Origin of the sequence: Paenibacillus rhizoplanae (assembly GCF_042684125.1) — a bacterium.
GTDB lineage: Bacteria > Bacillota > Bacilli > Paenibacillales > Paenibacillaceae > Paenibacillus_AQ > Paenibacillus_AQ rhizoplanae.
The window spans coordinates 52,089-73,708 of the sequence record NZ_JBHUKY010000023.1; the positions used below are offsets into that span (position 1 = coordinate 52,089).

Sequence of the window (21,620 nt, forward strand, 5' to 3'; positions counted from 1 at the left end):
TGGACCGGTAGGTCCGGTTGGCCCCGTGGTCCCTCCACCGTTATGTTCTCCAAGCAGTTCTTCAGATACTAAGCGGTGAGCGGTGACCAGTTGACCAGTACTACTCTTGCCCCACACCGAAATTTGAACGACATTGCTCAACTCAGTCACACTATCAGATGTAACAAATATAAATTCAAAACCATTAAAATCAGCATAATAATTCTTCGTAATGACTTGATTTGCTGCAAGCTGGACAACTTCGCTAACGTACAAGACCCTTGTTCCCGCATTTAGATAATACCCCTGAATAGATACAGAGAACGCCGAGCTCACGCTGCGATTATCGATTTTAACGGTAACCTGCTGAGTAGGCCTCACTCCGCTAACCGGGTTATTTTCGATCGGTCCTGTTGATAAAAAGGCCATTGCTTGATCACTTCCTGTCCGTATATTTGAATTTCGTTCCATCAGCAGCACACTTAATGATTAATATAGTAATATTCAGACTTACTGGTTTGGTGTGGACTTAGGAAACCCCATATAACCGCAAAAAACCCGCAAGGATACTCTCCTGTGCAGGCTGTTACTTTTTCTTTAGCCTATTTCAAGTTAACGCAGCTCGCTCGGTGTCCGCTGCTTGACCTGCTTGAATACACGGTTGAAGGTGCGGATATTGGTGAAGCCGCATTCCAGGGCGATATCCAGAATGCTTTTATCGGTGCCCAGCAGCAGCCGTTCCGCCTGGTTGACGCGGATGCTGTTCAGGTACGCTATGTAGCTCATGCCTGAGATGCTTTTGAAGAAGCGGGAGAAGTAGAACAGACTCATATTGGCGTGACGGGCAGCGTCGGCCAGGGTGATGGGGTGCATGTAATGGACATCCAGGTACTCCAGCACCTCCTGCATAATCTTCATATTGGTAATGCGCCGTTTATCCTTGTGCGGATTGACGATGTCCAGCGGCATCTGCCGCAGAATGAGCGCACACAGCTCGTGCAGGAGGCCGGTCACCAGCTGTTCGTGATGCGGAAGCTTCTCCAGATGCTCCTTAAGCAGCTCCTGCATAATCACGGGCAGCCGGGGGTTGCCTTCAACCGGGTCAGATTGGGTCTTGTCTACAAAAGGGGAGGTAAGCCGCATATTCAGCGGCCAGCCCGCAGGAAACCCGATCAGTGAAGGATTGAAAATCACCAGCAGCAGCTTGGACTCGCTGTTCTTGCTGTCATAATAATGAATATCTCCGCTGCTGCATACGGCCAGATCTCCTGCGGTCAGCACCCGAGTCTCGGAGTTGATCCCCATCCGGATCGAACCCTCCAGTACATAGACAATCTCCAGATCATGGTGCCAGTGGGCCAGGAAATCGATATTGCGGCTCACAAAGGCAGTGAAGGGGAACGCTGTTCCATACGTCCGGTTCTCGTGAAAAGCTCTCATGGTTACTCCTGTTCTCGTCCTTCCCGGATGTTCAGCAGGAAGCGGTTTCAGTGATTAGATGCTTTGTGCATAATGCAGTCTTAAATTTAGCAAAAAATGACCATTCCTACAAGCAAAATGACGAGCAAGAAGGCTCGTAATGGATTACAATTTCTTCAGGAAGACCTGATCTGAATCAATCTATAACCCAAACTTGGATAAATAGGACAAAAAGGAGAGCTTGATATGGCAAAGAAGGCATTGATTGTAAAAGGTGGATGGGACGGGCATGAACCGAATGAGGTAGGGGCGCTTTTTGCAGATATCCTTACGAATGAAGGCTTCGAGGTTGAAGTCTCTGATACGCTGGACAGCTTCAATGATGCGGAGGCGCTGAAGGCGCTGAACCTGATTGTACCGGTCTGGACCATGGGCGAAATCAAGGGGGAGCAGTGCTCGGCGGTTCTGGCGGCTGTGGCTTCCGGTGTAGGCATCGCGGGCTGTCACGGCGGGATGTGCGACTCCTTCCGTACCAATACGGAATGGCAATTTTTGACCGGATCGCAATGGGTGGCACATCCCTTCAACGATGGGGTGGATTATGAAGTGAACATCGTGAAATCCGGCTCCAGCCCGATTGTAGAAGGCATGCAGGACTTCATGGTGAAGTCGGAGCAGTATTATCTGCATGTCGATCCGGCGGTGAATGTACTGGCTACCACTACTTTTGTAATGAGTGAAGGGGAGCATTCGGCCAATGGTGTAATCACAATGCCGGTGGTCTATACGAAGAAATGGGGCCAGGGCAAGGTATTCTATAACGCGCTTGGACATCATGCGGATGTGTTCGATATCCCGGAGGCCAAGGAACTGATGCGCCGGGGCTTCTTGTGGGCAGCCAAATAAACGAAGGACAAGGTGGGAAACAGCGTGCGTAAAGTAAAAATCGGGATTGTCGGCTGCGGGAATATCAGCGGCATTTATTTTGAGAATTTGACGGGAACCTTCAAGAATACAGAGGTCTACGCTTGTTCGGATCTTAACCTGGAGCGGGCGCAGCAGGCCGCAGAACAGTACGGGGTTCCGAATGTGTGGACGACAGCGGAGCTGCTGGCTTCGGAGGAGATTGAGATTGTCGTGAATCTGACCACGCCCAATTACCACTTCGAGGTGTGTAAGCAGGCGCTGCTGTCAGGCAAGCATGTATATGTGGAAAAGCCGCTGTCCCTGTCGCTTGAACATGGGAGCGAATTGGTGGAGCTGGCTAAGGAAAAAGGATTGTTCATCGGCTGCGCGCCGGACACCTTCCTCGGAGCCGGCCTGCAGACCTGCGCGAAGCTGATCGCGGACGGATATATCGGAGAGCCGGTAGCGGCGACAGCCTTCATGCTCTGCCACGGACATGAGAGCTGGCACCCGGACCCTGAGTTCTATTACCAGGCCGGCGGCGGCCCGATGTTCGATATGGGACCGTATTATCTGACGGCTCTGGTATCTTTGCTTGGTCCGGCCACTACGGTATGCGGCATGACCAAAACCTCCTTCCCCACCCGGACGATTACGAGTGAGAAGAAGTTCGGCAAGGTGGTGGATGTCGAAGTGCCTACGCATGTGGCCGGAACGATTCAGTTCGCCAGCGGTGCCGTGGCTACGATGATTACCAGCTTCGATGTCTGGCACAGCACGCTGCCGCGAATCGAAGTCTACGGCTCGCTGGGCACCTTGATTGTGCCGGACCCGAATACCTTCAGCGGACCCATCCTGCTGCGTCCGGCCCATAGTCCGGAATTCAAGGAAATCCCGGTGGTTCACAGCTATGAAGGCAACAGCCGGGGCATTGGCGTGGCAGATATGGCCCGCTGCATCGAGACCGGAGAGACCCCGCGCGCAAATGGCGAGCTGGCGAATCATGTGCTGGAGATCATGCACGCCTTCCATACCAGCTCCGATTCGAAGCGCTATGCCGAGCTGACCACCACCTGCGAGCAGCCGAAGCCGCTGGCTCCGGGACTGATTAAGGGATATTTGGAGTAAACGAGAGTAAGAGAGTTATAGAGATAAAGAGGTATAGAAAGATACAGAGAGATACAGAGAGATTCAAAGAGGTATAAAGAGGTACAGTGAGGTAAAGAGGGCTAGTAATAGGCAGCGTTTCTGTCTCCGGCATTCGGGGAGGGGGCGCTGTTTTTTTTATTGATTGGGAAATTATGAGTGTGCACCCGAATTCACCTAACGCTTGCTAAATAAGCTAATGAGGAGCAATAGTGCACCTGAATTTAGTGAGCGCGGGCTAAAAGAGGCAATGAAGAGCATTAGTGCACCTCATTATGCCGGATGCCGCCAGAAGTAGACGAATGGAGAAGGGGGAGGGCAATCAGCTGTGCACTTCGTCGCGCCAACTGCGGAACAAAGTCGTTGTCCCTCGCCACGCCACCGCTCCGCTAATTCTGCTTCAAATGCCCAGAGGCAGGGGAATGGAACCTAGTAGATGCTGTTTATCCAATTAAATTCCCTCTGAAGCCTATTTGACGGAATTTAAATGTACAATTTCCACCTACTGACCTTATATCCGCGAGCTTCCTGCCGCCAACTATCAATCAACTAACTACCCAGTAACTAACTATCTACCACTCCACCATCTACCAAATCACCCGTTAATCCCATGCTAATTATACTCCGCAAGGATAATTGGTAACCTGATTTGAACTGGCGGCAGCAATGCTGCGACTGCAGTTCGCTCTTGGCAGTCAGTATTACTATGCATCATCCTCCAATAGTCAGCTAGTCAACTCTGCAACATCTTCCAATAGTAAGCTAGTCAGCCATATTGACAACCTGTATATACAGGTTTACACTGTGTGAGGTGTTTGATCTTGTATATACAAGTGTAATGAATGACAATAAAGCGATTTTTGCTGGAGGACAACACAGAAATCTACATGGAGGTGCTAACTTTGAGCCAAGCCCGGCATTCGGAATGGTGGCGGCGGTCCACAGTGTATCAGGTGTACCCGAAGAGCTTCAAGGATACGACGGGTAGCGGAACAGGAGATATAAGAGGTCTGACGGAGAAGCTGGATTATTTGCAGGAGCTAGGGATTGATATCGTCTGGCTGCAGCCGGTATATGTCTCGCCCGGACATGATAACGGTTACGATGTTGCCGACTATGAGCGGATTAACCCGGATTTCGGTACGATGGAGGATTTTGACGAGCTTGTGGAGGAGCTGCACCGGCGCGGAATGAAGCTCATGACGGATATCGTTGTCAATCATACCTCGACGGAGCATGAGTGGTTCAAGCAGTCCATTTCCAGCAAGGATAATCCGTACCGCGATTATTATATCTGGAAGGACCCGGCGCCAGGCGGAGGAGTACCAAACAATTGGCAGTCGAAGTTCGGCGGTCCCGCCTGGCAGTACGATGAGGCGTCAGGCCAATATTACCTGACCCTGTTCGACAAGACTCAGGCGGATTTGAACTGGGAGAACGAGCAGGTCCGCCTAGCGGTGAACGGGATGATGCTGTTCTGGGCCCGCAAAGGGGTGGACGGCTTCCGTATGGACGTCATTAACTTAATCTCCAAGGACCAGCGTTTCCCGGATGATGACGGGAGTGTGCCGCCGGGCGACGGGCGGAAATTCTACACCGATGGTCCACGTGTCCATGAGTTCATCCGGGCAATGTACGACGAGGTATTTGGCCCGCATGAGTTGATCACGGTCGGGGAGATGTCCTCTACGACACTTGAGCAGTGCATTCGTTATTCCAATCCTGAGCGGCGTGAATTCTCTATGACCTTCAACTTCCATCATCTGAAGGTGGATTATCCGAACGGCCGGAAGTGGGAGCTGATGCCCTACGATTTCGAAGCACTCAAGCGGCTGTTCAGCGAGTGGCAGAGCGGGATGCAGGAGGGCGGGGGCTGGAACGCTTTATTTTTCAACAATCACGATCAGCCTCGCGCGCTCTCCCGGTTCACAGACGACACGGCGTACCGCGAGGAGCGCGCCAAGCTGCTTGCGACCACACTGCACGGATTACAGGGTACACCCTATGTCTATCAGGGAGAAGAGATCGGGATGCCAAATCCCAAGTGGCGGGGTATTGAAGAATTCCGTGATATCGAGTCGTTGAATATGTACCGGATTCTGTGTGAGCAGGGAGCAAGCCCCGGGGAGGCCCTCGCGATTCTTCAGGAACGTTCAAGGGACAACTCAAGGACGCCAATGCAGTGGGATGACAGCGTGAATGCAGGCTTCACCACCGGGACTCCTTGGCTAAAAGTGGATGAGCGGTATCCGGACATCAATGTGCAGAAGGAGCGGGAACTGCCCGATTCCATCTTCCATCACTACCGCAAGCTGATCGCTCTGCGAAAGGCGCATGCGGTCTTCACCGACGGCATCTACCGCAGACTGGACGAAGCACATCCCGAGGTGTTCGCTTATGCACGGATGGGGGACGGCGAGGCGCTGGTGGTGGTCTCGAACTTCAGCAGTAAGGAAATCACCTTCCGGCTCGCGGATCATCACTGGGCAGACTTAAGCGCAGCGGGTCAAGACAAGCTTCTGCTCGGCAATACGGGAGAGGGTCTTGCATTCACGCAAGAGCTGCGGTTAAGCCCGTACGCCTCATATATGTGGCTGATTAGTCAGAACTGAGGAAGCCATTCCTAAGGAAATATACTTATAGAAGCAATATCAACAAAAGCAATATCAACTAAGCATTTATCAACTACGCGAGGAGTGACAATATGGCTATAGACCGCAAAAATGTTGAAGAGATTGTCCGGGCGGTTGGAGGCAAGGAGAATATTGAGGTTGCGACGCATTGTGTGACCCGGCTAAGATTCTCACTCTATGACGAGAGTAAGGTGGATTCGGCGGCGCTGGACGCAAATGACCTCGTGAAAGGACAATTCTCTTCCCAGGGGCAATTCCAGATTGTAATCGGTCCGGGCACGGTAGATAAAGTATATGACGAGATGATTCAACTGACCGGCGGCTCCCGCTCCTCCAAGGATGAGGTGAAATCAGCCGCTGCCCGCAAGCAGAACCCGCTTCAGCGGGCGATCAAGACACTGGCCGATATTTTCATTCCAATTCTTCCGGCCATCGTTACGGCGGGTCTGCTTTTGGGGATCAATAACCTGCTGACCGGCCCGGGGATCTTCTTCAGCCAGTCACTGGTGGATGTCTATCCGCAGTGGAAAGATATTGCAGCGATCATCAATACGATTGCCAGCACGGCGTTTACCTTCTTGCCTGCGCTGATCGGCTGGGCCGCCGTGACCCGCTTCGGGGGCAGTCCGCTGCTTGGGATTGTGCTGGGTCTGATTCTGGTGCATCCAGACTTATTAAGTGCTTACAGCTATGCTAACGCTTCTACGGAAGGGACGGTTCCAACCTGGAATCTGTTCGGCTGGCATCTGGAGCGGATCGGTTATCAGGGGCAGGTCCTGCCGGTCCTGGTATCGGCCTATATTCTGGCCAGCATTGAGAAATTCCTGGATAAGCGGGTCCATGATTCGATCAAATTGCTCGTGGTCGCACCCGTGACTCTGCTGATTACAGGGTTCCTAGCCTTCACCATCATCGGACCGGTTACGTTCGGCATTGCGAATGCCATTACCTCCGGGCTGATCTATGTTTTCGATCATTTCGCCATACTCGGCGGCTTAATCTACGGCGGATTCTATTCGTTGCTGGTCATTACGGGCATGCATCACACCTTCCTGGCCGTGGATGTTCAGCTAATCGGCAGCGAAGGTGGTACCTTCCTCTGGCCGATGCTGGCGCTCTCCAACATTGCCCAGGGGGCGGCCGCACTCGCTATGATGTTCGTGATTAGAGAACAGAAGACGAAAGGGCTGGCGGTGACCTCCTCCGTCTCGGCCTTCCTTGGAGTCACTGAGCCTGCGATCTTCGGGGTGAATATCCGCTACCGCTATCCGTTCATCTTCGGAATGATCGGCTCCGCAATAGCCGGTGTGCTGCTCACCGTGAATCAGGTCCGGGCCACTTCCATTGGGGTAGGCGGGATTCCCGGCTTCCTGTCGATCTTCCCTAACCAGTGGGGCGTATTCTTCATCGGGATGGCGATTGTACTGATTGTGCCGTTTGTTGCCACGGTGCTGTATGGCCGGGCAGTTGTGCAGCGTGCAGCGAAAAGCCCGTCAGAGACAACAGACCTGACGGATGCTAAGCCTGCGGCCAAAAGCGGGGAACTGAACAGCCGCAGCTCCGTTCAAGGCTCGCAGGAGCAGGAGCCAGTGAATATTCTGGAGCTGGCGTCACCGCTGAGCGGAACTGCGGTACCGCTGGAGCAGGTTCCTGATCCTGCTTTTGCCGAGAAGCAAATGGGTGACGGGATTGCCATTGAACCATCGGAGGGCAAGGTATTCGCTCCATTCGATGCTACCGTTGCCCATGTGATTAAGAGCAAGCACGCGCTGATTCTGGAGCACGCCAGCGGAGTCCAGGTGCTGATCCATGTCGGGATTAACACCGTGTCGCTAAAAGGCGAAGGGTTCAAAGCGCGCAAGGAGAGTGGCGATAAGGTACAAGCCGGGGAGCTTCTCCTGGAATTCGATATGGAGGCCATCCGCGCCGCAGGATATCCATTAATCACTCCAATCATTATCCCTGCCGGGCAGGAGATGGTGGAGCGGATTGAGGAGCGGACCGGACCTGCCACCGCGAAACAGACAAGCATTCTGACCGTTCACCTGAAGGGTTGAGCTGAGCGGATCAGGCATACAATATAAGGAATGGAGGACAGCCCTGCGGGGCTGTTTTTCTACAATTATAAGAATTTATATACTCTGTCCTGCAGCCAGGGCGTGTTACAATATAGGGCGGTGATTATAAATGAGAGAGAATATATATTTACAGATCTATACGGAATATAGCAACCGTATTCATTCCGGCCAGCTTGCGCCCGGAACCAAGCTGCCCTCCGAGAGTGAGCTGGCGGAGGCTTATAAGACATCGCGGGAGACGGTGCGCAAGGCGCTGAATCTCTTGTTCCGTGAGGGCTATATTAACAAGATCAAAGGCAAAGGCTCGTTCGTGCTGGATATGACGCGGATGGATTTCCCGGTGACCGGACTGATTTCATTTCAGGAAATGTCCGGGACGCTGGGGGTTCCCTCGCGGACACTGGTGGAGGAGACGGTCCTGGAGCCGGCAGGCTCCCTGCTGGCCAGACAACTGCATATCGCCGAAGAGACTCCGGTGTGGAAGGTGATCCGTGCCAGAGAGATTGAAGGCGAGCGGATTATTCTGGACAAGGACTATTTCCGGTCCGATATCGTTCCCCTCCTCAGCAAGGAGATCGCAGCAGGCTCTATTTATGAATATCTGGAGACGGATCTGGGTCTTAAGATCAGTTATGCCAAAAAGCTGATTTCCGTCGAGCCCTCGACCGGGGAGGATCAGCGCCTGCTGGACCTGAAGCAATACCAGCATATCGTCGTAGTGCGGAACTATGTGTATCTGGAGAATACGGTGCTGTTTCAATATACGGAATCCCGGCACCGGCTGGACAAATTTCAATTTGTGGATTTTGCCAGAAGGGTTAGGCGGTGAATGCTCAGGAACAGGCTGGCGGATAAGCATTCCTAACCTAGCTGAATATGAAGCACCATAAGGCAGGGCGTTCACGTATAATCGTGCGCTCTGCTTCTTTTTTATGACTTTTTGTAGGGATAGTCGACAATTTTCGATCGTTTGTGAGAATTTTGTGAGAATGATTTGCTTTTATTAGGGATAGGCTTGCATTTCAATGATGAAGAATGGAGTGAGACAATGAAGCGTAAGAAGCTGCTCGCACTGCTAATGGTGCCCACAATGATCCTGTCTATGTTTCCTGCACCCCTGGCTGTACATGCAGATTCAACAGATTGGGGAGCAAGGGCTGCCTATGGCGGGGAAGGCGGAACAGAGCTTTTCCTGGGAGGCAAATTCATTGAACTGGGGATAAGCAACTGGGGGAATTTCGGTACGATGGGCAGTAAGCCCGCTAATTTCCGTGGAACGAGTTCCAGACCTTATCTGGGAATGAGTGCGGATCATGACGGATATGGAACAGGCAAAGATCTGCCAGTCGATTATTATTTGCCGGGTACCCCTGAAGAACGGTTCGCGGTAGGATACCAGATCGGCGGAAATACATATGCGAAGTCCAATTCAGCGCAGATGCGCTCGATGGATATGCCGACCACCGTTGTAAATACCTCGCAGACGGATAAAGGAATTCTGAGTGCGACTACGGTATCCACATGGACTGACACTATGGAGATTAAGCAGGTGATCAGCTTTGGGGAGAACCAGAAATTCTACCGCAATGATGTGACTATTACCAATCTTACAGATAAGAATTGGGACGGGGCGCGGTATATGCGCTCAATGGACCCGGATAATACGGTGGATCAAGGAGGGGCATATGTCACCTCTAATATTGTGACCCACACCATTGAGGAAGATCGCGCTGCAGTCGTGAAGGCGAGTACGATTGCTGATAATGATCCGCTGTACAAGGCTTTTAATTCAAGAGCCCCAATCTTCTTCTATTCCAGTGATCCACGGGCTAAGGCTTCCGTCTTCGGGTTTACCAATACAAACCCTTATGCGCTGGAAGCTTACAACAGTCCGAAGGCGAAGAACGTGGAAGTCAAGGCTGATGCAGGGATTACCATGACCTGGGATTCTGGTACGCTGGCTCCGAACGCGAGCAAGAAATTCACCTATTACACGAGTCTCGATGAGCGGGATTTCAGTGAAGTCATCTCTGACATTGAGCTGGATGAAGGCGCCAGCACCGAGCTGGTGGAAGCCAAGGCGAATGATGGGACAGTTACCGGTAACCAGAAGGTTAAAATAGTCGGTGCAACCCTTGTTGCTCCTATTGATCCAAGCCATATCCGTATCAACAATCTGCCGGAAGGACTTAATTTCGCAGTAACCCGGCTAAGTGATACGGAGCTTAACTTCACACTGACTGGTGCGGCGGTTGATCACGGCAAGGATGCGACAACGAAGAACCTGTCCGTTACGGTTGATAAGGAGAATCTGCTGGGGATCTCCTCCGGTCTGACGACCAAGACCTTCAGTGTAACGTTCAGAGATCCTGCTACGCTTAGTGTGAACAAAGGGATTGTATCCGAAGCCGTCTACGGCACAGGTGAGATCACTGAGACGCTTGGCGTGACGCTGACTGGCGGCAAGTTCGCCGAAACGGTTGGTGCAGAGGATGTGTTGATTCATGGTCTGCCAGCTGGTCTTGGCACTAGCGTGACAAGAGTATCCGACACAGAGCTCACGCTTCAGTTCACCGGTGCAGCTACGGTGACCAGCGATGTCTACGGAGCTTATGTAACCGTAGCTTCCGGCAAGCTTGCAGGAAGCCCGGCGGACTTAAGCACGAACACCTTCAAATTCGATTTCATGGACAAAGAACCTTATCTGGTGGTCAAGACACCACAGCTCTATGAATCAGATCTGAATGACGGCACGGTCGGGGATGTGCTTGTTCTTGAACTGAAGAACGGTTCTTTCGATGAGTCGGTTATGGATGCCATCGAAGCGGTGAATTGGCCGCCGGGCCTTACGCCGGGCAAGATTAACGTGGATTCTCCGACACAGATTACGGTAGCTATTGCCGGACAGGCAACCAGCCATAAATCTGCTGACAGCGTGGATCGGGCGGCGGTTACGCTAGCAGGCATTCCGTCGGGAACCTTCGCTATTCTGTTCCGCTCTCCTCCGGCAGTGATTGCCGCGTCTCCTGATGTAATCCACGATGCGGGTGACGGCTCAGCGGCAGAGACGCTGACGGTGACCCTGCGGAACGGATTATTTACTGAAGAGGTCGAAGGCGGCGTAAACGTCAATAATATGCCTGAAGGCTTAAGCTTCAGCGTGGTGCGGGTTAGCAGCAAGGTACTGGAGATTCATTTCAGCGGTCAGGCGGCTGGAAAATACGAGGCATCTGCTTTTGCTTCAGTCACGGTAGATCCTTCTATTATTGTAGACGGGGTTAAGCCTGTGACCTCCAATAACGTTGATCTGCAGTTACCGGGTGCTGGTGCGTTGGTGAAACGCGATATGGAATCCTTAACCTGGGAGTTGATCCGTAAGGACAATGCCCTGCAGAGCTCTGTGCTGAGCGGATTAGATTTACCGCGAAAGGGAGCGGGCGGCAGCACGATTACCTGGACCTCCACCAATGGAACGGTCGTTGCCACAGACGGGACGGTGACAAGACCGCTGTTCAATACAGGCGATCAGCCGGTTACATTGACAGCGGTGCTGAAGAATGGGACATTCGAGCTGACGAAGACCTTCGAGCTGATTGTCAAAAAGCAGGCCGGAACCGACAAACAATCGGTAACCGAAGACACTTACCTGCTTACCTGGAATACGATCCGCGAGGAAAATGTGAAGCAGGAATCCGTAACCTCTGCGGTGTATTTGCCGAAGAATGGGACGAATGGCAGCACGATCACCTGGACCTCCTCGGATGAAGAGGTGATTGCCACTGACGGAACGGTAACACCACCTTCCTATGAAAAGGGGGACCAGACGGTAACCTTAACAGCGGTCATCCGTAAGGGAGACAGCGTGCTGACCAAAGAATTCGTTCTCACGGTCATCAAGCGTCCCATGACGGACGAAGAGTCTGTAAATGAGACCTTGGCCAAGCTGAACTGGGACATGATCCGGGCAGATAATGAGAAGCAGGAGCAGGTCCTGACGGATCTTGACTTGATTACCGAAAGCACCAGCGGCAGCACGATCACCTGGACCTCCTCCCAGGAATCGGTTATTACGCCGGACGGTGGCATGAAGCGCCCTGCCTATGCAGATGGAGACCAGAAGGTTACCCTGACAGCAACGGTGACCAAAGGCAGTGTGACCTATCTCAAAGAGTTCGTAGTGACCGTGAAGGCTAAGCGGGAGAGCATCGACGATCAGCTTGATGAAGCTATGAAGCTGCTGAGAATCGGCTATAAAGGACAGGATTCGGCCAAGAGTGTAACGCAGGATGTTGAGTTGATCTCGAAGGGCTACTATGACTCCGAGGTCGTATGGACGAGCCACCGCAGCGATATTGTCAGCAGCACTGGTGAAGTTCAGCGTCCGCTCAAGGATACAGTGGTAAGATTGACAGCACGTGTTGCGAAGGAAGGCTTCTTCCGGGAGCAGGACTTCTACATTACGGTCAAAGGAACGAGCACGGTCGATCTTCCTCAGGATGAGGTGAATATCAAGATCGGTTATGCTCCGGGAGATTCAGAGGAGTCTGTAACCCGTAGTCTATTCTTGCCTAAGACCGGTGACACCGGATCTGTGCTGACCTGGACTTCGAACAAGCCGGATATTCTGACGAATACCGGACGGGTTAAGCGACCGGGGCCGGATGAAGAGGATGTTACGGTAGAGCTTACTGTACAGCTCGCAGACCCGGAGCATCCGGGCGAGACCATAGTCAAGAAGTTTACCCTTCTGATCAAAAAACTCAGTGACCAGGAAGCGGCAGAGGAAGCGGCCAGAACTACAGGAATCCATCCTGCGGCAACGTTCGCTGAGGGAGATACCTGGGAGAGTGTCACTGAAGCCTTCGTATTGCTTCAGACTGGCAAATACGACACTAAGATTACCTGGACCTCAAGCCTGCCTTCGGTGATTGCCGTCCAGCAGGATGCGGACGAGGCCAAGGGCAATGTAACGCCTCCGGCCCAGGATACGAATGTCATTCTGACCGCTACCTTCACCCGGAACGGTAAGAGTGCAGTGAAGCAATACCTGCTGATTGTGAAGGCGAAAGGCGTAGTCAAGGAAGGTGCCGTTCGTGAAGCAACGTCCAGACAAGCTGGACTGTCCACCCTTAATGACGGCAAGCCGCTGGAGCAGGGCGTGATGATTCTTAGAACGAACCTGTCAGATGGAACGAAGATTGACACCATTGTGATTGATGAGAATGAAGTATATAACCTTGTGGAAGGCGTGAATCCGGATGACCCGGATGCAGCCAACCGGAGTGTAACTATCACCCACGTGGACGATATGGCTGCTCGTGCGGATGAGATTGCAGTTGAAATTCCATCCACCGCCGTTTCGATTCTGGCCGGGCGTAAGGCTTCACTGGACATTGTAACTGCACTCGGTTCGATCCATCTGGATGCAGCCAGCCTGGCACAGCTCGATGCCACCACTACCGACTTGTATTTCCGGATTGTACCGGTGAAGAACGCGCAGGCGAAGGAGAACGTCCAGAGCAACGCGATCCTGAATGGTACCTCCAAGCTGGGGCTGGCCAGTGACAAGACACTTCAGAATCTGGGTTCGCCTCGCGAGATTGAGACGAACTATGACAAGATCAATACGCGGATTCAGCTTCCGTTGTCCGAGTTCGCGGATCAGATTCCGCTGCAAAGCTCCGGGGTGCGCGACGCCTTCCTGGATAGCTTACGGGTGTACGTTGAACACAGCGATGGCGAGATTACATTCTACACTCCAGAAGTTGTGTATAATCGGGGCGGTGAGCCTGTAGCGCTGGAGATTCAGATTAACAAATTCAGTACCTTCCAGATTGTGCGGATTACAGATAAGGCTGCGGAGCCTGTTAAAGAAACTGAACCCGCACCTACAACTGCACCTGCAACTGTCCCTGGGGTAAAAGGCGAGATAGTTCCTTGGGCCAGTGTAGAGCTGACTGCGGATCAAGTGAAGGAATTGCAGAATAAGCGCGGAGAGATCGTGGTGGAGTCTGGTCAAGGTAAGGTTAGACTGGATGCTGCTGCTATCGATCTGACAGAGGTCAGCAAGCAGTTTGGCCTTGCGAATATGAAGACGGAAGACATTGTCTTCTATGTCGAGCTGGCAGCCTCTGCTCCGGGCAACCTGGAGGCCTTCAAGCTTGCAGCCGCGAAGCAGAAGGTGCAGCCTGGTAACACTCTGGTGAACTTCTCTATTAAGGCGAAGTATCAGGGACAGACGGTACAGGTAACCAGCCACGGCTGGGCGAAGTACGAGCTTCAAGTGCCAGCAGATATGAAGATTACGACTGGCGTACTGTACCGGGATGGTAGAATCTATCATCAGCCAACCTATGTAACCGTTAAAGACGGACGTTATTACGCTAGGATCAACAGTCTGGAGAGCGGGGAATTCGGCTTGATCTGGAATCCGCTCGAATTCCCGGATGTGGTGAAGCACTGGAGCAAGCCGGATGTGAATGATATGGGCTCAAGACTGGTGGCGAGCGGCACGAAGGAAGCGGTCTTTGAACCGCAGCGGGCGATCACACGGGCTGAGTTCACAGCTATGCTGGCAAGAGCGCTTGGCATTGTTACCCATGGGGAGCAGCCAGTCACGTTCAGTGATGTCTCCGCAGACGGATGGTACGGGCTGGAGCTTCAGGTTGCCATCAAGAACGGCCTGATTACCGGTTATCCGGACGGAACCTTCAGACCAGGCAACAACATCTCCAGACAGGAAGCTATGGCGATTGTCAGCAGAGCCTTAAGTATTACAGAGCTGAAGTCTTCGCGCAGCGAAGAGCAGACTCAGCAGCTGCTGAAGTCCTTCGCCGATTCTGCATCCGTAGCCAAATGGGCGATTGCTAATGTGAAGCAGAATCTGGCGTCCGGCATTATTCTGGGCAGAGACGAACAGCGTCTTGCGCCGAACGAGAATATTACTCGTGCCGAGGCATCGGCGGCGATCCGCAGATTGCTGATTCAATCGAATCTGATTAATCCGTAAGTATAAGCATCACATAACCATTGTATAAGCAAGATCAGGGTCGTCCCTCAAGCCAGATTATGGTTGGGGGACGGCTTTTTGTTAACTTTTGAGACTACTATAGGGCAGACGGTAAACTCCGCAAAAAATGACCATTTCCTCAAGCAAAATGACGAGCAAACGGTGTGTTTTTCCAGTACAATCGATTGTAGACGGGAATTGTACATTTTTTCGGGGGAAGTTCTTTAGTCTGCGCATAGGAAAGTTCAATTCGGGCTTGTAAAATAACACTAGCGATTGTAAACGCTTGCTTTCATTCCAGAGGAGGGTATGATGCAATCCATGAATGTGCGGAATCCCGTTATTGCCGGGTATTATCCGGACCCCAGTGTGGTCCGTGTGAATGAAGATTTCTATCTGATTAACAGCACCTTTGAATATTTTCCGGGTGTGCCTATCTTCCATAGCAGGGATCTGATCGACTGGACCCCGATAGGGCATGTGCTGACCCGCCAGTCCCAGCTGGATCTGCGGGCGACCAAGAGCTCATCCGGCATCTACGCCGCCACCATCCGTTATCATGCCGGGCGTTTCTACATGATTACCACCGATGTGCGGGGCATCGGCAATTTCTATGTGACTGCGGACAAGCCCGAGGGTCCCTGGTCAGATCCGATTCTGCTGCCGCACGGGGGCATTGATCCGTCCCTGTTCTTCGATGATGACGGGCGCGCCTATGTTACGGTGCAGAACGGTGCAGGCTATGAGTCGCATATTATCCAGTATGAGATTGATCCGTTGTCCGGCGAAGTGCTGTCAGAGCCGGTCAACATCTGGAGCGGAGATGACGGCCCGTGGGTCGAAGGCCCGCATCTGTACAAGATCAAGGGCGTCTACTACCTGATGACCGCCTCCGGCGGCACGGCGGGTGATCACCGGGAGATTATTGCCCGCAGCAGCAGTCCTTACGGCCCGTTCGAGGACAAGCCGGAGCCGATCCTGACCCACCGGGGACTGAAGGACCACCCGGTACAATGCCTTGGACATGCCGATCTCGTGGAGGATACGTCCGGTCAGTGGTGGGCATTCTTCCTGGGCATGCGTCCCGTGGAAGGCCGGTATTCCCCGCTGGGCCGGGAGACCTTCCTGGCTCCGGTCACCTGGACAGAGGACGGTTGGCCGATGATTGACAATAATGAAGGCACCGTTATAGCCGCGGACGAGTCCAGCCTGGAGGAACAGGTGCAGCGCTTTACGCCAGAGGACGGCTTCGGGCCGGAGTGGGCCTTCCTCCGCGCCTATGAAGCGGAGCGTTATTCCTGGACCGAGCGCGAAGGCAACCTCACCGTGCGCGGGAATGCTTACACGCTGGACGATGAAGCACCGGCTGTGTTCGCGTGTCTCCGCCAGCAGCATCACCGGATGGAGCTGGGCGTCAGTCTCGACTTCACGCCGGTGACCGAAGGCGAGCATGCGGGCCTGGCTGCGCGGCTTAACAACCGCGGATATCTTTTCTGGGGACTTACTTGCCGCAGCGGCCGCCGGGTGATGGAGCTTGTAGTGAAGAACGGCGAGGAGCGGCAGGTTCACCAGTATGAGGTAAGCGGTCAAGGTGCTGTTCAGCTTCGCCTCCGCTGCGACGGCCATCACTACCACTGCTCCTATTCGGCAGATGGGGTGTCCTGGCATGAAGTCCCGGAGACGGTTCATGTATCGGTCCTGTCCCCGGAGGTCAACGGCGGCTTCACCGGTGTCTGCCTCGGCGTACACGCCTCGGGCAACGGTACAGAGGATGCCAGCCCTGCTTATTATGAAGGATTCTATTATTCCAATATCAAAGGAGATGCCTTATGAATCAGCAACAACCCCCTAAGCCTAATCAACCGATCGTAACTCACATCTATACAGCGGACCCGTCCGCCCATGTCTATGAAGGTAAAATCTATATCTATCCTTCCCACGATCTGGATCATGACGAGCCGAGCAATGATAACGGCGACCAGTATAAAATGGAAGACTACCATGTTCTCTCGATGGACAGCTTCGATTCTCCGGTGGTCGATCACGGCGAAGCGCTGCATGTGAGAGATATTCCATGGGCCTCCAAGCAGCTCTGGGCTCCAGATGCCGCACATAAGAACAACACCTACTATCTGTTCTTCCCGGCCCGCGACCATGACGGCATCTTCCGTCTTGGTGTAGCAACGTCGGAGTCTCCCGCAGGCCCGTTCTCCCCGCAGCCGAATTATATGGAAGGCAGCTTCAGTATTGACCCGGCCGTACTAGTGGATGAAGACAACCAGGCGTATATCTATTTCGGCGGACTTTGGGGCGGTCAGCTGGAGAAATGGCAGACTGGCAGCTTCGTAGCGGATGCAGAAGGACCGGCACCGGATCAGCCTGCACTTGGACCGCAAGTTGCACTGCTTAGCGACGACATGCTGTCCTTCCAGGGCAAGCCTGCCGAGATCTCCATTGTCGATGAAGACGGGAATTCGATTCTGGCCGGGGATGAAGAGCGCAGATATTTTGAAGGCCCATGGATGCACAAATATAACGGCGATTACTACCTGTCCTACTCTACAGGAACCACACATAAGCTCGTGTATGCAATCGGAAAGAACCCGATGGGACCGTTCACGTTCAAGGGTGAGATTCTCTCACCGGTTATCGGCTGGACAACCCATCATTCCATTGTGCAAGTGGAAGACAAATGGTATCTGTTCTATCACGACAGCTCCTTGTCTGAGGGCGTTAACCACAAGCGCTGCGTGAAATACACCGAGCTGAAATACAACGAAGACGGCACGATCCAGAGTATCAATCCTTATCCGGATGCGGAGTAAGCTGGCAGATAGATTAGCAGAGTAGATAGGGTTACAAGAATAGCGTGGAATGAGGTAACATAGGATAAGACATGAGGCAGCTCCTGGCGGGGCTGCTTTTTGTCGTGGGCAAGATGCGAGTGGAGCGAATGTGTGCGAAAAACTGAATACATTGGGCAGCGCGGGTGTGTTTGGCATGAGGAGATGTTAGTCGGGTTCGGCTATACGGGATACAGTTGGATTTTCTCCACTTGCTATTTGAGGAATGGAACAATCCAGAACAATAGTTGGAAAAACGTCACTTAATTCCTGCTAATTCTCCCAAAACAGCAAAAGTGCCAATTTTAGTTGTTGTTTCTCCACTTGTTTCCTGGCATCTGTCCGAAATCGGAAAATTAAGATACGTTTCTCCACTTGCTTCCGGCAAGTACTAAGGCTGGAGGGTAGGAGTAGAGCAGATCGCAGGAGAAGAGGTGTAGAGTAGCAATCAGCAGAGCCAGCCCCCAATCACTCATTACGAGATACCACACTACTTTCCTTTAATTTGACCCGCGAATCTTTAATTTGGCTTCTATTAAATTGGGTTAGAGCTGCTATATAGTAAACTTGGATGAACAATAAATAGGAGGTAAATGTAATTTATTGTTAATTAGTAAGTTGCAATGTTATTTAGTATGTGTAATCAGTTAGTGCGAGTAGTTAGTGTGATAATTTCGATGGTCAAGAAGCCGGTTGTTATGAATGCGTTCTCATTAATCTGAAGAATGAGGAGTGTGAACAATGGTAGCTACATCCCGAACACACAGAATTCGTAAGCTGACTTCAGCGGTATTAGGCACAGCGCTGCTGGTGACCCTGCTGCCGCAGACAGCCATGGCCGGAGACACCTGGCCGTTCAAAGGTGAAAGCGCACATGGTGCGAATCAGCCCAGCGTACATGGCTATACCAGCCAGCACATTGCGGACTGGAGTCCGCAGAGAGATCAGGACGCGGCACTGCTGCGCTCCAGGGTACCCTTGCAGCAGCGGATAGCGCCCTTCCAGCAGACTCAGGCCAATCCGGCGCTGAATCCGGCGGTGCAGATGATGAATGTTGCAGGCGATTATGGCAATGCTTTTATCGAGAATGCCCCGTACACTAACAAGTTCGCCCAGTATCACTTCAACTTCTGGCAATACATTGACTATTATTCCTACTGGCATGGAACAGCAACGGCGTATACACCGCCGGAATATTACGACGATCTGGCCCAGTCCGACTGGCAGCAGAAATGGTTCGAGTTCGGCATGCTGAACATTCCGAATCCCACGTACACGGATGCCGCGCACAAGAATGGGGTTATGTCGCTGGCCGGGGTGTTCTTTTCGAACAATGACCGGGGGCAGCAGACCTATAAGCAGATGATCGTCAAGGACGCAGCCGGGAAGTTCCCGGTAGCTGAGAAAATGATTGAAATGGCCGAATATTTCGGGTATGACGGGTACTTCCTGAATCAGGAGGAGCAGAATCCGAATGTGGCGACAGCGGATATTCCCGATTATATCGCCTTTATGAAAGCGCTACAGGATGGCGGATTGTATGTGCAGTGGTACGATTCTCTGAATACGGCCACGGGAGCCAATATCTTCGCCAGAACCTTCAATAACAATAATATCTCCATGCTCTACGATAAAGCGGCCAACAAGCCAGTCTCGAATTCGTTTTTCTTCGATTATGGCATGGGCAGCTCGCAGATTACCTCAGCAGCGAATTACTTGAATACCCTCAACGCAGCTCAGGGGACGAGCTACAATCTCTTTGAGACCGGCTTCGCGGGCCTTGAAGCCGGGCGCGACCGCTTCAAGAGCGTGCAGGGCTCAGCGCTGAGCAGCAAGCTGTCCGGGGGAATTCCACGGACCAGCCTGGCGACACTGGGCGCGGACTTTGTCCATGCCGGTCTGGATGAGGATATGAACAAGTCCTGGCCGATCTCGAACCGTACGGATAATAACTACCAATGGATGACGAACCTGCGCGAGCAGCTATGGTGGTCAGGACCACAGGTGAATCCGAAGAATACAGCGGTGTCTTCCAATAATATGGTAGCCGATGTGTATGCCGATAACCGCTACTGGCCGGGGATTGCTTCGGTCATTGCCGAGCGCTCGGTGGTGAAGGATTCTAACTTCTATACGAGCTTCAATACCGGCCACGGCCTCTCCTATTACAAGGCTGGAGCGGTATCCAGCGCAGCGGAGTGGTCGAACATGAGCCTGCAGGATGTTCCGGTCACCTGGCAATGGTGGCAGGATACTACAGGCAACCGCCTGAACGTGGACTTCGATTATGGTCCGGGTTATAACCAGACCGCCAATTCGCGTATGAACTACCAGCAGCTTGGCGGTTACAACGGCGGGAGCTCGCTGGCGGTGAGCGGAAATCTGAACAGCGAGAACTTCCTGCGTCTCTACAAGAGCGATCTTGCCGTAAAAGCTGATTCTAAGCTGTCCATCGTCTACAATAAGCCGTCTGCCGATGATGGCTCTGTCCTGAGTGCCGGACTGATCTTCCGTGACCAGCCTGCCCAGGTAGTGAAGGTTCCTGTTGCAAATAGCGGGAAGCATACCACGGGCTGGACCACAGCCGAGCTTAATCTTGGCGCTTATGCCGGACGGGAGATGGCGGCCTTCGGCCTGGTATTCGCCCCTGGAGCCACTCCAATAGCCAATTACCAGATGAACATCGGTCAGCTGCGGGTTCATGACGGCTCGGCAGTCCGGCCTGCGGCTCCAGCCGGTCTCTCCATAGCGCAGGCGCTGCCGGGCACGAATGAGATGATCGTGAAGTGGAGCATGGACACCGATTACTCCAAGGTGAAGCAATATAATGTCTACGTGAACGATATCTATATGGGCGGAAAATATGATGAGACCTTCTATATCAAGAAGCTTCCGGCCAAATCCGGCGTGCTGAAGGTGGCGGCGGTAGGTGCAGACGGGCTGGAGGGTGATCCGGCGACGCTGTCCTTCGACCTGAATGCTGCGGTATCCAACGTGACTGCCGAATCCGCAGCGAATGGAGACTTCCTGGTGAAATGGACGAATCCCTCCGCAGCTCAGGGCAGTATCAAGGTTACAGTGAAGTCGGTGAACTGGACTACCACACCGCAGCCGGTATCGAAGGAATTGACCGTGCCGCAGGGGGCGACCTCAGCGCTGTTCCAGAATATGCCGGTGAACGGGGATGAGTATACGGTTACCGTTCAAGCCGGAAATACCGATAAAATAACCTATAACGGAACGTTCACCGACAAGGTGTCCGAGCCTTATGCAGAGAACTGGTCGTGGAACGGCAATACGCTGAATCTGCCGATGCCAAGCACCCGGGACTGGCGGTATATGTACATTAAGGAAGACGGCCAGAACCGGTCGTTCCCGGTCACCTATCTGTCCGGTACTGCGGGCATGAAGCCGATGATTATCCGTGGCCGCACGACCAAAGCCGCGCTGAGCTTCACCTCTACCGCAGCAGTAGTTACAGTGGTCATGGAGGATTACAGCGGCAACAAATCGCAGCCTGTATATCTTAGAGGCCAGTAATGTGAAGTAACCGGGAATAGGTACCGCCCATTCTGCACAACATACACAAAGCGCTCACCCTCTGGCA

10 protein-coding genes and 1 pseudogene are annotated in these 21,620 nt (G+C 52.8%); 9 read left to right on the forward strand and 2 right to left on the reverse strand.

Annotation, left to right across the window (positions count from 1 at the left end):
- Window positions 1-408 (reverse strand): annotated as a pseudogene (locus tag ACFSX3_RS13415) (hypothetical protein); the annotation flags it as partial.
- 183 nt (window positions 409-591) lie between these two features.
- A complete protein-coding gene (locus ACFSX3_RS13420; RefSeq protein ID WP_209984921.1) occupies window positions 592-1,419 on the reverse strand; it encodes an AraC family transcriptional regulator in 828 nt (275 codons plus the stop codon).
- 225 nt (window positions 1,420-1,644) lie between these two features.
- Between ACFSX3_RS13420 and ACFSX3_RS13425 the strand changes: the two genes are divergently transcribed.
- The 9 genes from ACFSX3_RS13425 to ACFSX3_RS13465 all read left to right on the forward strand — a co-directional run bounded on the left by ACFSX3_RS13425 (window position 1,645) and on the right by ACFSX3_RS13465 (window position 21,553).
- The gene (locus tag ACFSX3_RS13425) at window positions 1,645-2,304 is read left to right on the forward strand and encodes a ThuA domain-containing protein (RefSeq protein ID WP_209984919.1); all 660 of its coding nucleotides are present in this window, start codon (window positions 1,645-1,647) and stop codon (window positions 2,302-2,304) included.
- A 24-nt stretch (window positions 2,305-2,328) separates the two neighbouring features.
- Window positions 2,329-3,432 carry a Gfo/Idh/MocA family protein gene (locus tag ACFSX3_RS13430; protein ID WP_209984917.1) on the forward strand — a complete coding sequence of 368 codons (1,104 nt, stop codon included), beginning with the start codon at window positions 2,329-2,331 and terminating at the stop codon, window positions 3,430-3,432.
- A 905-nt stretch (window positions 3,433-4,337) separates the two neighbouring features.
- Window positions 4,338-6,062: an alpha,alpha-phosphotrehalase gene (gene treC, locus ACFSX3_RS13435; protein ID WP_209985186.1), complete on the forward strand. Its 1,725-nt coding sequence runs from the start codon at window positions 4,338-4,340 to the stop codon at window positions 6,060-6,062.
- Between the two features lie 92 nt (window positions 6,063-6,154).
- Window positions 6,155-8,140 (forward strand): PTS system trehalose-specific EIIBC component, encoded by a 1,986-nt coding sequence (gene treP / locus ACFSX3_RS13440; protein ID WP_209984915.1) that lies wholly within the window; start codon window positions 6,155-6,157, stop codon window positions 8,138-8,140.
- 130 nt (window positions 8,141-8,270) lie between these two features.
- A complete protein-coding gene (gene treR / locus ACFSX3_RS13445; RefSeq protein WP_209984898.1) occupies window positions 8,271-8,990 on the forward strand; it encodes a trehalose operon repressor in 720 nt (239 codons plus the stop codon).
- 219 nt (window positions 8,991-9,209) lie between these two features.
- Complete coding sequence (locus tag ACFSX3_RS13450; RefSeq protein WP_209984896.1) at window positions 9,210-15,170, forward strand: immunoglobulin-like domain-containing protein; 5,961 nt, start codon at window positions 9,210-9,212, stop codon at window positions 15,168-15,170.
- A 309-nt stretch (window positions 15,171-15,479) separates the two neighbouring features.
- A complete protein-coding gene (locus ACFSX3_RS13455; RefSeq protein WP_379255883.1) occupies window positions 15,480-17,003 on the forward strand; it encodes a glycoside hydrolase family 43 protein in 1,524 nt (507 codons plus the stop codon).
- Window positions 17,000-17,995, forward strand: coding sequence for a glycoside hydrolase family 43 protein (locus tag ACFSX3_RS13460; protein ID WP_209984894.1), 996 nt, complete (start codon window positions 17,000-17,002; stop codon window positions 17,993-17,995). Before ACFSX3_RS13455 ends, ACFSX3_RS13460 begins: the two co-directional genes overlap by 4 nt.
- 759 nt (window positions 17,996-18,754) lie before the next feature.
- A complete protein-coding gene (locus ACFSX3_RS13465; protein ID WP_209984891.1) occupies window positions 18,755-21,553 on the forward strand; it encodes an endo-beta-N-acetylglucosaminidase in 2,799 nt (932 codons plus the stop codon).
- Window positions 21,554-21,620 lie beyond the last annotated feature (67 nt).